This window comes from Fibrobacter sp. (assembly GCA_024399065.1).
GTDB lineage: Bacteria > Fibrobacterota > Fibrobacteria > Fibrobacterales > Fibrobacteraceae > Fibrobacter.
Genome location: JAKSIB010000003.1, coordinates 110,301 through 123,565, shown reverse-complemented (window position 1 = coordinate 123,565; position 13,265 = coordinate 110,301). Strand labels below are relative to the sequence as shown.

12 protein-coding genes are annotated in these 13,265 nt (G+C 49.4%); 4 read left to right on the top strand and 8 right to left on the bottom strand.

The window, feature by feature from the left end:
• Positions 1-10 precede the first annotated feature (10 nt).
• Together MJZ25_02485 and MJZ25_02480 are read right to left on the bottom strand one after the other, a co-directional pair.
• Complete coding sequence (locus MJZ25_02485) at positions 11-802, bottom strand: hypothetical protein (protein ID MCQ2123031.1); 792 nt, start codon at positions 800-802, stop codon at positions 11-13.
• Positions 802-1,305, bottom strand: a complete 504-nt coding sequence (locus tag MJZ25_02480) for an RNA polymerase sigma factor (GenBank protein MCQ2123030.1) — start codon at positions 1,303-1,305, stop codon at positions 802-804. The genes MJZ25_02485 and MJZ25_02480 overlap by 1 nt, the downstream gene beginning before the upstream one ends.
• Before the next feature lie 79 nt (positions 1,306-1,384).
• On the opposite strand from MJZ25_02480, the gene MJZ25_02475 reads away from it, so the two are divergent.
• From MJZ25_02475 to MJZ25_02465, 3 genes are all read left to right on the top strand, one after another.
• Positions 1,385-2,326 carry a DMT family transporter gene (locus MJZ25_02475; GenBank protein ID MCQ2123029.1) on the top strand — a complete coding sequence of 314 codons (942 nt, stop codon included), beginning with the start codon at positions 1,385-1,387 and terminating at the stop codon, positions 2,324-2,326.
• Between the two features lie 138 nt (positions 2,327-2,464).
• Positions 2,465-3,304, top strand: a complete 840-nt coding sequence (locus MJZ25_02470) for a TIGR02147 family protein (protein ID MCQ2123028.1) — start codon at positions 2,465-2,467, stop codon at positions 3,302-3,304.
• A gap of 10 nt (positions 3,305-3,314) precedes the next feature.
• Positions 3,315-4,277, top strand: coding sequence for a hypothetical protein (locus tag MJZ25_02465; protein ID MCQ2123027.1), 963 nt, complete (start codon positions 3,315-3,317; stop codon positions 4,275-4,277).
• Between the two features lie 92 nt (positions 4,278-4,369).
• On the opposite strand, the gene MJZ25_02460 is transcribed toward MJZ25_02465, so the two are convergent.
• The 6 genes from MJZ25_02460 to MJZ25_02435 form a co-directional block, all read right to left on the bottom strand.
• Entirely contained in the window at positions 4,370-5,647 is a 1,278-nt protein-coding gene (locus MJZ25_02460) for an O-acetylhomoserine aminocarboxypropyltransferase/cysteine synthase (GenBank protein MCQ2123026.1), read from the bottom strand.
• 214 nt (positions 5,648-5,861) lie between these two features.
• Positions 5,862-7,019: a GGDEF domain-containing protein gene (locus tag MJZ25_02455; GenBank protein MCQ2123025.1), complete on the bottom strand. Its 1,158-nt coding sequence runs from the start codon at positions 7,017-7,019 to the stop codon at positions 5,862-5,864.
• A gap of 38 nt (positions 7,020-7,057) precedes the next feature.
• Entirely contained in the window at positions 7,058-7,240 is a 183-nt protein-coding gene (locus tag MJZ25_02450; protein ID MCQ2123024.1) for a hypothetical protein, read from the bottom strand.
• 7 nt (positions 7,241-7,247) lie between these two features.
• A complete protein-coding gene (locus MJZ25_02445) occupies positions 7,248-7,778 on the bottom strand; it encodes an NUDIX domain-containing protein (GenBank protein MCQ2123023.1) in 531 nt (176 codons plus the stop codon).
• Between the two features lie 9 nt (positions 7,779-7,787).
• The gene (locus MJZ25_02440; GenBank protein ID MCQ2123022.1) at positions 7,788-9,488 is read right to left on the bottom strand and encodes a response regulator; all 1,701 of its coding nucleotides are present in this window, start codon (positions 9,486-9,488) and stop codon (positions 7,788-7,790) included.
• A complete protein-coding gene (locus tag MJZ25_02435) occupies positions 9,478-12,063 on the bottom strand; it encodes a response regulator (GenBank protein ID MCQ2123021.1) in 2,586 nt (861 codons plus the stop codon). The genes MJZ25_02440 and MJZ25_02435 overlap by 11 nt, the downstream gene beginning before the upstream one ends.
• Positions 12,064-12,142: 79 nt before the next feature.
• Here MJZ25_02435 and MJZ25_02430 point away from each other — a divergent pair, with 79 nt between their 5' ends.
• Entirely contained in the window at positions 12,143-13,255 is a 1,113-nt protein-coding gene (locus tag MJZ25_02430) for a beta-lactamase family protein (GenBank protein MCQ2123020.1), read from the top strand.
• Positions 13,256-13,265: the final 10 nt, after the last annotated feature.

Here is a 13,265-nt window from a genome sequence, read left to right as displayed (position 1 = left end):
TTCTCCTCCCCTAATTCTTGGCCTGCTTACGAACGGTAAAAGAAATTACCTGAATGTTCGGCTGTTTCAAAGACTTATCAAATTCCTTTTCATCCACACTGAATTCTTCCTTAGAAGTAAGCAGGAAGAACTTTTCGAAGTGAGGAGCATTATCCAAACGGTAGGCGAAAGGCAAAGTATTCATCTTGCCCGGTTCCAAGGCAATTGCCTGTGCGCCCTGGCCCACATGAACCGTGACCACACCGTTACCATCCATACTGATCAGCATACCAAAGCACTTTTCAGGAACCGCATAACGAAGCTGTAGTTCGTCACCTTCGCTGGCTGTGCCCATTTCTTCAAGCTGCACCACGCCCTCGTCGGACTTCTTCCAGACTTCCATGCGGGATTGCAAGCCCTTAATGCGAGTTCCATAATCAGCGTCGCTAACCATGGCCACATCTGCGCCAGCAGCCTGCTGGCTTGCATCCATCTGCACCAATTCGCTGCGGCCACTGAAGGCTACCGCGGAAAAAATTCCCAAGGCAATCACCAAGGCTGCAGCCACCTTCAAGAAAAAAAGGTTGGAGGGGCGGCGATTTTCCACCACATCCACAAGACCCAACCTCTCAGCCAGATCATCAAAAGGATGATCCGCCAAAATGGATTCATTCTGTTCACGGAGCGCAGCGACGCGGGCAGCGAAAATTTCGTCAGAAGCTTCGCGATCACGAAGTTCCTTCATTTTATTTTCGGGCAAAGCACCAATCAGGTACCGCTCCATCTCGAAGTCCGATACAGGACCATTCTTTCTGGAATTCATTACTTTACCTCCAAGTTCTTGACCTTCTCCTGCAAAGTGCGGAGACGTTTACGGACGCCGCTAACGGAAAGCCCAACGGCTTCGGCGGTCTCTTCTAAAGTCATGTTGTCGACATAATGCAACACAGCCATGGTGCGGGTAGATTCAGGCTCCCTGGCAAAAATTTTCCTGAGGACACCGGCAGATTCATAAGCCTCCAGCTCGTCATCGGCGGCAGCAATCTGCAAAAGCATTTCGCTGCAGTCCACATTCAGTCCGCGGCGTTTCTTATCGCGAATGCGGTTCAGGCATAGCCTGGTAGCCGTATTCCACAGAAGGCTGGAAGGACTGGACAAGTCCAGAGTATTGCGGTTGGAATAAGTTCTCAGGAAAACATTCTGCATCATATCGCTGGCCTCAGCCTCATCCTTCAGGAGTGCGAGGCAACGACGCATCACCATGGGTGCGAAGGTCTCGTAAGCCTTGGAAAAAGCTGCTCTGTCTGCAATATCTTGCCTATTCATACCTGTAAAACACCACAGGGAAGTAAAAGTGTTACCGAAAGTTAGAAAAAAGGTGGTTTTATTTCATAAATTTGTGTCCGTGAAAATCGGTTTAAAAAATTCCTCCGGATCCATGGCCATTTGGCACATCCTAGCCATCTGCACCATCGTATTCTGGGGCACCAGCTTTGTAAGCACCAAGGTGCTGATTAACCACGGTTTTTCCGCGGTGCAGATTTTCACCATCCGGTTTGCAGCCACCTACCTCATGCTTTTTCTGGCAGGGCTTCGCCACATCCGATTCCGCTCCAACTCCCTGAAGGACGAACTGTTCTTTTTATTGGGCGGCGTCACCGGCTGCACCATTTATTTCTGGGCGGAAAATACGGCACTGACCATATCCCAGAGCAGCAACGTTTCTCTCATCGTCTGTACCAACCCGCTGTTGATCATGCTGGTGGGCATTTTCATCTTCAAGCGCGAGAAGCTTTTACCACGGCAGATTGCAGGATCCCTCATCACCTTTATGGGAATGATCCTGGTGGTGCTTAACGGAAAATTCATCCTGAAGCTTTCTCCCGTCGGCGACATGCTGGCATTCTGCGCCGCCATAGCCTGGACGGTCTACGCCTACAGTACCGAAAAAGTCCGCAGCAAGTATTCTACACTTTTCGCCATTCGAAAAATCTTCTTCTACGGATTCCTGACATCCCTTCCTATTTTTGCGCTGGACTACTTCGGGCTCGAAGCCGAAGGACATTTCGTCGCCCACCCCATTCCCTGGAATGCATTCAAGGAGCCCGTAGTCATCGGCAATTTCCTGTGTCTCTGCATTTTTAGCAATCTCTTCGGTTACCTGATCTGGAATAAGGTAATGGAAAGGCTGGGAACAGTACTTGCTTCCAATTACATCTACGCACTGCCGCTCATTACCATCATTACGGCGGCACTCACCATCGGCGAGCACATTTCTGCCGTCGCCATCGCAGGGGCTGCAGCAATCGTTACCGGAATGATCATGGCTGAGTACAAAAAACATTAGCGTCCACAGCCGCTTTTGTACTCTAAAATGTTTGATTTTTAATAAAAAAACGCAAAATCACCACAATTTTTCAAATATTTTTAAATTTTTGTACTCTAGCTATTGACTTTTTTGTTTTTTGTGTTTATATTCATTTCCATGAAGCAAGTGACAGAGTACAAAGATTATCGCCTGTTCATTCAGGAGTACTACGAGGAGCGAAAGCAAAAGTCCGCATTCACCTGGCGCGATTTTGCAGCTCAAGCCGGATTTTCCTCTCCCGTGTACCTGAAAGATGTAAGCACAGGCAAAAAGAACCTGAGCGCAGCAGCCGCAGAACGAGTCGCCAGCGCAACCGGTTTAACGGAACACGACGCGGCCTACTTCTGCGCCCTGGTCGCCTTCGCCAACGCAAAGACCGACGACGACAAGAAAAAGGCATTTGACAACATGCAAAATATTGCAAACGCCCTCAAGGTTAAAATCCTTGGCGCCGACGAATTCGCCTACTTCGACTCCTGGAAAAATCCGGTGCTCCGCGAAGTGGCCCCTGCAATGCCCGGCGCAAAGCCTTTGGAAATCGCCCACGCTTGCAAACCGAAAATTACCGCAGCCGAAGTGACTGAGACTCTCCAGTTCCTCACCAAGGCAGGCTTGTTGCAAAAAGATGAAAACGGGAACTACCGCCAGACCGACAAGGTACTGAGTTCCGGAAAAGGCGAAATGGTTCCGTTAGCAATCCGCAACATGCACCGTCAAATGGGAACGTTCGCCCTGGAATCTCTCGAGAACGATCCCATCAACGAACGAAAGTTTACAGGTCTCACCTTGGGCGTGTCCGAAAGCGCCTACGGCGAAATCCTTGAAGAACTGGACCAATGCCGCAAGCGCATCGCAGCTATCGCATCAAGGCCCCAGGAAGTAGAAAAAGTTTTCCGCGTGAATATGCAAGTATTCGCGCTAACAAAAAATTTAAACAACCGCGGTTCCAACCGCTGAGGAGAGCACCATGAAAAGCATCAACTTCAAAACAATAACCACACTTTCCGCCATAGCCATGGCAGGTGTTTTCTCCGCTTGCGGCGACACTAGCCCCACCCAGGGAGCCGGCGTCAGCATTGACGAAGACGGCGTTATCGCCGACAACAACATCTCCTCCGACAGCCAGGAACCTTCCAGCAGCGAATCCGGACCACTCGGCAGCAGCGACTCCCAGGTGCCGGGCAGCAGCAGCTCCTCTGCTTTTAAACCCGAAGTCAGCAGTTCCTCCATTTACATTCCTCCTGTCATCGGTTGCAAGACCAAGACATTGATGGGTTGCGCATTTACAACTCTAGGCGATCACAAATGGGATGCTGACGAAGGCTACAAGATTGACACAGGCATGGACAACGGAACCAAAACAAGCGGCTACTGGTACGAATACAACGATAACGTAGATGGAGGAAAATCCTATATCGAATGGCCTGCAGCAAAGGGAAACGACTACCATAAAGACGCCATGGACAACATTATTGACTACTGTATGGGCGTATGCGGTACAGCCCACTTCGACAAGGGAACTGTGACATACGACCCGTTCGTTGGCATAGGTTTCAACCTGGTTGGCGAAGACGAGAAAGGCAATGTTCAATCCGGAGACATCACTGGTTGGACCAAAATCTGCATCCATTACTCTTCCGATATTTCCGCTGAATTGCAACTTGGTTTCACTGACGAGTATACCAAGGATAGTCTCGGTTTCGACGTTCCTAAAAAGGGCTTGCAGAAATCATCCTCTGGAAAACAAATCTGTTATGACGTAGACTCAACGAACTTTAGGCAAGATGGCTGGGGTATTAAACAGCCTTGGGAAGAAATATTGAAGAATGTTACAAGCATCAACATCAAGTTCAGCGACAAAAGCGGCACCGAAGCCAAATTCGACATCATAAGTATCGGTTGGTACGGTGAAGGAAAACCCAACAACTAAGATATACCTTAAATACTGAGAGAGAAAAAGAAGGCCCGCGACGAACGTCGCGGGTCTTTTTGTGCTCGAACCTCGAGCCTGGAGCCTCGAGTCTAAACCTGTGCCAGAGCCTGTTCCAGGTCGGCAATGATGTCTTCGATATTTTCGATACCGACGCTGAAGCGGATCAGGTCAGGTGCAACGCCTGCTTCGATGAGCTGTTCGTCGGAGAGCTGGCGGTGAGTGTGGCTTGCCGGGTGCAGCACGCAGCTGCGGGCGTCGGCCACATGGGTCACGATGCAGATCAGCTTCAGTGCATCCATGAACTGGATGGACTTGTCGCGGCCACCCTTGATACCGAAGGTGAGCACGCCGCAGGGCAGGCCGCCCTTGAACTGCTTCTGGGCCAAAGCGTAGGAAGCGTTGTCCTCGAGACCTGCGTAGTCAACCCATGCAACCTTCGGGTGCTTCTTCAGCCACTTGGCAGCAGCGAGAGCGTTTTCGCAATGACGGGGCATGCGGAGGAACAAGGTTTCAAGACCAACGTTCAGGAGGAATGCATTCTGCGGAGACTGGATGGAACCCAGGTCGCGCATGAGCTGCACGGTAGCCTTGGTGATGTAGCAGAGCTTGCCGAAGGCTTCGGTGTAGCGAAGGCCGTGGTAAGACGGATCCGGTTCGGTGAGGCCCGGGAACTTGTCGTGATGGGCTTCCCAGTCGAAATTGCCGCTATCGACCACTGCGCCACCCACAGCCATGGCATGACCGTCCATATACTTGGTGGTGGAGTGGGTCACGATGTCCACGCCGAATTCAAAAGGACGGCAGAGGATCGGAGTGGGGAAAGTGTTGTCCACAATCATGGGAACGCCATGCTTGTGAGCCAAATCTGCAAAGCGCTTCAGGTCAAGAATCTTGCCAGCCGGATTTGCAACAGTTTCACCGAAGACGCACTTGGTGTTGGGGCGGAAAGCCTTCTCGATTTCTTCGTCGGAAGCATCCTGGTCAATGAAGGTGCATTCGATGCCCAGCTTCTTCATGGTAACGCTGAAGAGGTTGCTGGTACCGCCGTAAATTGCGGAAGTGGAAATGAAGTGGTCGCCAGCTTCGCAGATGTTGAACACTGCGTAGAAGTTTGCAGCCTGACCGGAGGAAGTGAGCATGGCACCTACGCCACCTTCCAGCTGGGCGATCTTGGAAGCCACAGCGTCGTTGGTGGGGTTCTGGAGACGAGTGTAGAAGTAGCCGGATTCCTTCAAGTCGAACAGGTCAGCCATCTGGGCGGAAGTGTCGTACTTGAAAGTGGTGCTCTGGTAAATGGGGAGAACGCGGGGTTCGCCCTTTTTCGGGGTCCAGCCAGCCTGAACGCACAATGTTTCGAGATTTGCCATTTTGATGATTCCTCTGGTTTAAAAAGTTTCGATTGCTTCGCGACGTTGTCGCTCGCAATGACATGCTGTAGTGTTTTTATGACGTAAATATAGCTAGTTCCTATAGCTAGGGCAAAAAAAAGGCAGGTTTATCAACCTACCTTTACAAAAATCACCCCTAATACAAGGAAAAATTTATCATTGGTAATAGATAAAATCTATACCACGACCATGGCTAGCGTTTGCGACGGTCCATGCTAATGTTTTCCGCGTAGTAGTCCCTCTTTTCTTCGTACATGCGGCGGTCGATTTCGTTGATGAATGCATCCACACGCATTTCAGAGAAATCCAGCTTGCAAGAACCCATGGCCGCAGACAGCACATAAACCGCACCAGAAACTTCATTGAATTTTCTCAGGGCGGCTCTTGCGCGATTCATAACATCCTCAATAACAGCATCGTCCTGGCTATTGACGAAAATGATGAACTCGTCACCGGCATAGCGGATCACAAGTCCCAATTCGCCCACCACCTTCTTCAATATGGAAGCGGCGTTGATCAAGGCTTCATCACCCACAGCGTGGCCAAATTCATCATTGATGCGTTTAAAGTCATTCAGGTCCAGCATGATGCCAGAAACCAGATTCTTCTTACGACGGGAATATTTTTTCAGGAGGTAATCAAGATAGGCACGGTTGTACAGGCCGGTCAGGGAATCCCTGAAAATCCGTTCGTTCTGCAAGCTGGCAAGAACGCCTGCCACAGCTACAGCCAGGCTAACATAGGAAACCGACACACCGTAGAACAAAGTCTGTGCGACGCCGCCTGCAAAAACAGGCAAGATATACACCCATATCGGGAAGAACTTGAGGGAACCACCACGGTACTTGCTGTGAAGATAGGACACCAAAGAATCCATCACGAACAGGTAGTCTACCGCAACATAGTAGAAGAACAAGCTTTTACGATGGTACACATTATTGGCATCCACTTCAAACACGATGGGAACAAAGAAGTTCACAACCATCAAGGCCGCACCCACAATAACAAACGCCTTAAGCGTCCACAAATGACGCTTGGAAATGGAGCCATTCAGATGGACTTCTACAAAATGCACCCAGAATTCCGCAGCCATCATAAGAGCGATATACAACCAGGCGTTTCCAAAAGTAACAAGGAACCTATTCAATGCACCCGGGTGGCCATCGAGGGAGTAGGATACCGGATCGATCAGGCAATTGGTAAAGGCGAGGACCATCATGACCATAAGGCAACGGTTTTCCTCGCTGCGTTCACGCAAGCGCCACACATTGGTCGCCATCAAGATAATCAACAGGAACGCGCCGATAACATTCGCCACGTACACAGACGCCAGGTTAAAAGTACTGATCATTAAAAACCCACTTAACAACCCCAAAACACCAGCACCAATTATAACAAATCTATTTCGGTAAAGCGGTCTGCCACCGTTCCATCGGGCAAAATTACCTCACTGCGGTAAATCACCAGGGGCTTCACATCCTCGCAATCCAGGGCGTTGGCCTCCACCACCGTGTAGACCATGGTTTCCTTTTTGTAATGACGATAGCGGTGACCGGTAATAGCCTTGGACATATTTTACCTACAAGGCCAATAGCCAGTTAAAATCCTTGGGATGGTCCACGAATTTACCAGGATCAAGTTTGTGCTTGGCAAAAAATTCCTGGCGGGTCATCCACACGAAATCATCAACTTCACCAGGCTGCGGCACCAAAGCAGCAGCTTCCTCATCGGACAAACGAATTCGATAAACGTCATAATATTCATTGTCCAGATATTCGCCGCCATTCAAAACGCTTTCATGGGTGGACTCGAAGAGATATTCCAGATCATCGGCGTTTTTCACCACGCCAAGTTCCTCACGGAGTTCACGGACGGCTGCATTGCGGCTATCATCACCAGCGGAAATATGGCCGGCGCAACTGGTGTCCAAAAGTCCCGGATTATTCTCCTTCACGCGGGCGCGCAACTGGAACAGGATTCTGTCATCCTTGTCGAAGGCCCAGATATGCACGGTGCGGTGCCAGAGGCCCTTGGCGTGAACTTCGGTTCTTCCGCGAGCATAACCCGCAAAAGTTCCATCCGGATTCAGGACATCAATCTGCTCTTCCACAATATCCTCTTAAAGAATTTCGGTTAACGCGTTAATCAAGTGATTGTATTCGCGAATAAAATCCTGGTGATGCATCTGCACGTAATCGTAGTGGCCATCCTTGCAGGCGAATTCCATTGCCTTCGCACGGCTTGCCACATCGATTGCGCCAATAGTCAGGGCGGCACTTTTCAGGGACCTCATTTCGATTCGATAAAGTTCGAAGTCCTCATTATCCATGGCAGCTTCAAGAGAATTTCCCCTGTTCAGCTTTTGGAAATCCACCAACAGATTACGGTACAGTTCCTCGTCATTCTTGCAGAAATTCAAGCCTACGTTAACATCAATGAAACCCGATGCAGAAAGCTTAAGCAAGTCCGACGGAATCTTTGAGTCTTGAATCAAGGCTATCAGCGTCTTTGCATCAATTTCCTTAGGCTCATTCTTTTGTACCGACACGCCATCTTCAGGAGTTACCGAAAGCTTGGCACCACTACCCAGTTCAGCCTTTGATTCCACAAGGTTCGAAGGAATCAACCTGTTAAGAATTGCAAATAGAGCCTCTTCACGAACAGGTTTCTGCATGCAGTCCGCAAAACCGGCCTTTTTGTAGAACTCCGGTTGCACAGAGTCGTCGGACATGAGCAAGACCACAGGGGTTTCCATATTCGGATTTCCCGTGAGAGACTTCATGATATCAAAAGCCTCTTCACCGTTCATGACCGGCATTTCCTTGTCCAGGAAAATAATGTGGTAATGCTTGCGCTTGATTTTTTCAAGGGCTTCCATTCCATTGGAAACCTCGTCCACGGTGATGCCGGTATCCTTCAAGAAGCCCTTCACCACACGCAAGTTCATGGGCAATTCATCTGCCACAAGAATATTCACGTTGGGAGCACGGAACTTATTCTTCACCACTTCAATGGACGAAACGTAGTTCTTTCTTCGGGTAAAGAAGTCTCCAATGGGTGATTCCTTTTTCACCATTTGGGGAATGGATATTTTGAACGTCGTACCCCTTCCGAAAGTACTATCCACTTCCAGGGAACCGCACTGCAGATCCACCAAACGCTTCGTCAGGTTCAAGGCAAGGTCAACGCTTTCCACATCGCGCTGCTGTTCGATTCGTTCAGAAATATCAAACAGGTGCTCCATGGCCACTTCAGGAATGCCGTCACCTGTATCCTTCACGACGATAATCAATTCAATGGAATCACGGGGACCGTCAGCAACTCGTTCAAAAGTGACTTCAAGAGATACGTTTCCTCTTTTCGTGTACTTGATGGAATAGAACAGCAAGTTGCTTATAATCTGGCGGATTCGTTTCTCGTCGCCATAAAGTTCCATGGGAAGATTGGAATCCACCTTGAAAACAAAGTCAAGATTCTTATCCTGGGCTCGGGCGGCGAACAAGTCGTAGTCTTCATTCAACATCAAAAACGAATCATAAGTGACGGGAGCAAACTCCATTTCCCCAGATTCAATCTTTGAAAAGTCCATCACGTCGTTAACAAGAGAAAGGAGGCTGCGACCAGTGTTCTGTATGTTGCTCGCATACCCCTTCAATTCCGGCTTATCGCATTCCTTGATCAGCATTGCGTTCAAGCCGAGAATTTCATTTATGAGAACGCGGAACTCGTTACTCATACTGGAGGAAAATCTGTAATTTGTAGACTCCTCAGCACGATCTTTAGTCAAGGGACTATCTTTTCTGCCAACACTAACTTTCATATTCAGACAAGCCCTTCTTTATCTTTTCAACGTTTTCTTCGTACAAGTTCACAAAGCCCGCGTGAAGATTTGCCACTTCGTCGTACTTAAGATCCTTGCAAGCAGACTCAATACTCTGGGCCATTCGGGACAAGTCATCAGCGCCAATGGCATAGGCGACATTTCTTGTGGAATGGATTAGAACCAGATAGTTTTCCCAGTCCTCCGCCGCATACAACTTCTTGAAATTTTCAGCCTTGTTATCACGAACAAATTCCTGAAGGACTTCGCAATAGCAACGTACATCATGGGAGAAATATTCCAATCCCATTTTCACGTTCAGAACATCGTCGAATACAAACAGTTTTTCTTCGGGAGTCAAAACAGAATGGAACTCCAGTTCCTCGGTTTCGTTTTCAAATCGCTCCTGGGATTTCTTTGTAGAAGATTTTCCCGAATTCTTTCTCTGCGGGAATTCCAGCAAGTCATCACCAGTCAGGATAAGGTTCTTGGGAAGGTACCAGGCAAGAATCCTCATCAAGTCCTGTTCCTGGTACGGTTTCACGATAAAGTCCGTCAAGCCCAGCTTCAAATAGGAGTCGCTGAACTCGATAGTTTTTGCCGTCGCAATAATAACCGGAGTATCCTTGTTGGGGGAATTCTCGATTTTCTTCATTCGCTCAAAGGTTTTGATACCATCCATGACCGGCAAGGAATAGTCCAGCAAAATCAGGTCGTAATGTCGAATGGCCACAAGTTCCAGGCACTGCGTTGCGCTCACCGCCATATCCACCTGGATCTTGGACGTTTTCAAAAGACCCGCCACCACTTTCAAGTTGATGTCCACGTCATCAACCACAAGGATTCTTGCGGACGGGGCAAACAAAGTGTCGAAGGTTTCCTTTTCAATGAGAGACACATTGTAACGGACAAAGAAGTCACCCATCGGTTCCACATTCAAAACCACCTGAGGCAAGGACACCATGAAGGTAGTACTTTCCCCATAGCGGCTCTTCACCACAAGGTCGCCACCGCATGCCGTCAAGAGCATTTTAGCGATGCAGAGTTCTGCGCTGGCATTGTCCCAGTTGTCATCGACAAGTTGATCAAAGTTCAAGGACTCGCCCGTATCTCTGATAGCGATTTTCAGCACGATGCTGCTGTCGGAAGCGCCCAGGACCTTCGGGGACTTGTCGAAACCTACGGAAATCAATATGCCACCCGATTCAGTTCTCTTGACCGCATCCGTCAAAAGATTGTAGAGGGTCTGGCGAAGTCGCTTAACGTCGCCCCACAAGCTTGAAGGAAGTTCCGGATCGCATTCCAGCGACACCTGCAAGTTCTTCAGCTTGGCCTTGAGCATGACATTGTTGTAGCAGTCGGAAATCAACGTGAAAAGTTCATAGCCTTCCGACACAGACTTCGAGTTGCCTCTTTCAATAAAGGAAAAGTCGTTGGCATCGCTAATCAAGGCATGCAGATCCTGCATTGCAGAACCGATACTTTCCGAAAACACTCGCGTACTTTCATCACGAATACTCTTCATCACCACGGAGTTCATTCCAAGAATGCCATTGATCGAAGCCAGCATCTCATGGTTCATCTTCTTCTGGATAACACGCTTTGCCTTGATGATCTTCGAGATTTTACGATGCCTAAGGAAGGTCAAACCACAAATAACAACAACGATCAGCAACAGGGAAACAACCACCATGACGTTGCGAACCATAAGCCAGCGCACGCTTTCTGTTGCAGAAGCCTTATCCAGGAACGACACCAACAGCCACTCGTTTTCAAGAGGCGCGACAAAAGCGTAAGATTCCTTGCCCTCATAAATCACATTGACCATGCCGCTTCTAGCTCGGGTTACCTTACGGGCAAGGTTTTCCTTTTCCGTACCCCAATAGGCGTCGGACAAATAATTCTGGCCCACTTCCAAATCAACATGGTGATCAATGATATTTCCGGCCAGGTCCATCAGCAGCCATTTCTTTTCGGCATTGCTCAAGGACTTTGAATAGCTTCTAATCCTCTTCAGCGGAATGCTTAGTGAAACCACATCCTGCTTATTATTGAACGCCTTGCAAATAGCGACCACACGCTGGCCATCGCTTGCATCGCCAAAGGCAATAATCTGGGGTTCGTCGGTTCTTGCTCGAACGGCACTCTTGAACCAGGGCGTATCCTGAGCCTTGAAATCCTTTGAAGGATTCTTATGGTCACCATCAATGTACGTTCCATTGACATAGCCGTAAATTCCAAAGTATTCAGATTCACGCTGGGTCTTGTAACGTTCAGATTCTGTAACAAACAATGCCTCCACTTCAGAAAGGGGCATGTCGTCCTTAAGGATTCTTTCAGTCAAACGCTGCACCAGCAGCAGGCTACTTTTGCCATCGTCCAAAATGTTGTTGACGATTTCCGCGTCCTTCTCTGCCGCAGCCATCCCGGATCGGGTGATTTCCTCGTTGGCGAGATTCAGGAAGGAATTAAAGAAGTAGACAGAAACGGCGACTATGCTGAAAAAGAAGAAAAGCACCAAGGCAACATACTGAAGCCAGACATTATCGCCTTTTATTTTTCGTTCTACACGCATAACCACAGTACCTATCGTTATTCCTAAACCTTTGAGGATAAATATAAGATATTACAAAAAAGATTTCTATTTTCAGAACATGAAATTCATGGCAGAAGAAATTCAACGTCTTTTAAGGCAGGCCGAAAACGAAGGTGTATTCAACAAGGCCGTGGCAGGCTTCATCCTTAGCGATGGCAGCCAGCAAATCGTCACCCTGAACACCGAGCAAAACACGGTCTTTGACATTGCATCGCTGACAAAGGTTTGTCCCACATCGACCCTCGCCCTCAGTTACATTCTCGAGGGAAAACTCTCTGTGGATGCGAAAGTTGTAGATTTCATTCCTGAGTTACAGACAAATTATCGCGAAGACATCCGCGTATTCCATCTGCTGACACACAGCCTGGATTACCGCGTTCCCATGAAGACCTTGAGGGAGCTTCCGCCCGAGGGAATTCTTGACGCGCTTTACAAGTACCAGTTTGCGGCAGCGCCTGGTGCCCAGTTCAATTACGGAAACCCTGCCAGCGTGCTGCTGGGCATGATCCTGTGTCGCCTTACGGGAAAGTCCCTGCAGGAACAGGGGGCGGAACGTTTCTTTAGGCCGCTGAAGATGACCCGCTCCGGATGGGACCCGCTGACGCGCCCCGAGAACCCCATCCCGAAGGACCAGATATCTCCTACGGAAATCTGCAGTTTCCGCGGCAGGGAGATCCAAGGTGAAATTCACGACGAAAGCGCCTGGGTACTGCGAAAGCTTTTCCCCGTAGGAAGCGCAGGCATGTTCAGCTGCGTTCCCGACCTGCTGAACTTCGTGCAGATGATGCTGAACGACGGCGTAGACGTACATGGCAACGTTCAAAACAGTGGCGCACCAAACGGAGTCGCCCGCATCGCTCCTGCCGGCATCCTCAAGCTAGCAAGCACCAACGCCTTTACCAATCCCGCCTACGGCAGCTGCCCCGCAGGCGCAGCAGGCGACTGTACCGCCCTGGGCTGGGAACTGAACGCACCCAAGTTCATGGGAACCAAGGTCTCCCCCCGGACTTTCGGCAAAACAGGATTCACTGGCGCAAGCATCGTGGCCGATCCCGACAAGGGCGCCGCCGTAGTGCTCCTCAGCAACTTCACCTACCCCCATCGCGAACCCAACGCCGACCGCATCCACGCCTTCCGCGCAAAGCTGGCCGACGCGTTCTTCGCCATGTAATTTGCGTTCT

Coding starts and splice junctions, on each gene's coding strand:
- MJZ25_02485 (MCQ2123031.1), bottom strand. CDS start 802: ATGAATTCCAGAAAGAATGGTCCTGTATCGGACTTCGAGATGGAGCGG.
- MJZ25_02480 (MCQ2123030.1), bottom strand. CDS start 1,305: ATGAATAGGCAAGATATTGCAGACAGAGCAGCTTTTTCCAAGGCTTAC.
- MJZ25_02470 (MCQ2123028.1), top strand. CDS start 2,465: ATGAAGCAAGTGACAGAGTACAAAGATTATCGCCTGTTCATTCAGGAG.
- MJZ25_02465 (MCQ2123027.1), top strand. CDS start 3,315: ATGAAAAGCATCAACTTCAAAACAATAACCACACTTTCCGCCATAGCC.
- MJZ25_02460 (MCQ2123026.1), bottom strand. CDS start 5,647: ATGGCAAATCTCGAAACATTGTGCGTTCAGGCTGGCTGGACCCCGAAA.
- MJZ25_02455 (MCQ2123025.1), bottom strand. CDS start 7,019: ATGATCAGTACTTTTAACCTGGCGTCTGTGTACGTGGCGAATGTTATC.
- MJZ25_02450 (MCQ2123024.1), bottom strand. CDS start 7,240: ATGTCCAAGGCTATTACCGGTCACCGCTATCGTCATTACAAAAAGGAA.
- MJZ25_02440 (MCQ2123022.1), bottom strand. CDS start 9,488: ATGAAAGTTAGTGTTGGCAGAAAAGATAGTCCCTTGACTAAAGATCGT.
- MJZ25_02435 (MCQ2123021.1), bottom strand. CDS start 12,063: ATGCGTGTAGAACGAAAAATAAAAGGCGATAATGTCTGGCTTCAGTAT.
- MJZ25_02430 (MCQ2123020.1), top strand. CDS start 12,143: ATGAAATTCATGGCAGAAGAAATTCAACGTCTTTTAAGGCAGGCCGAA.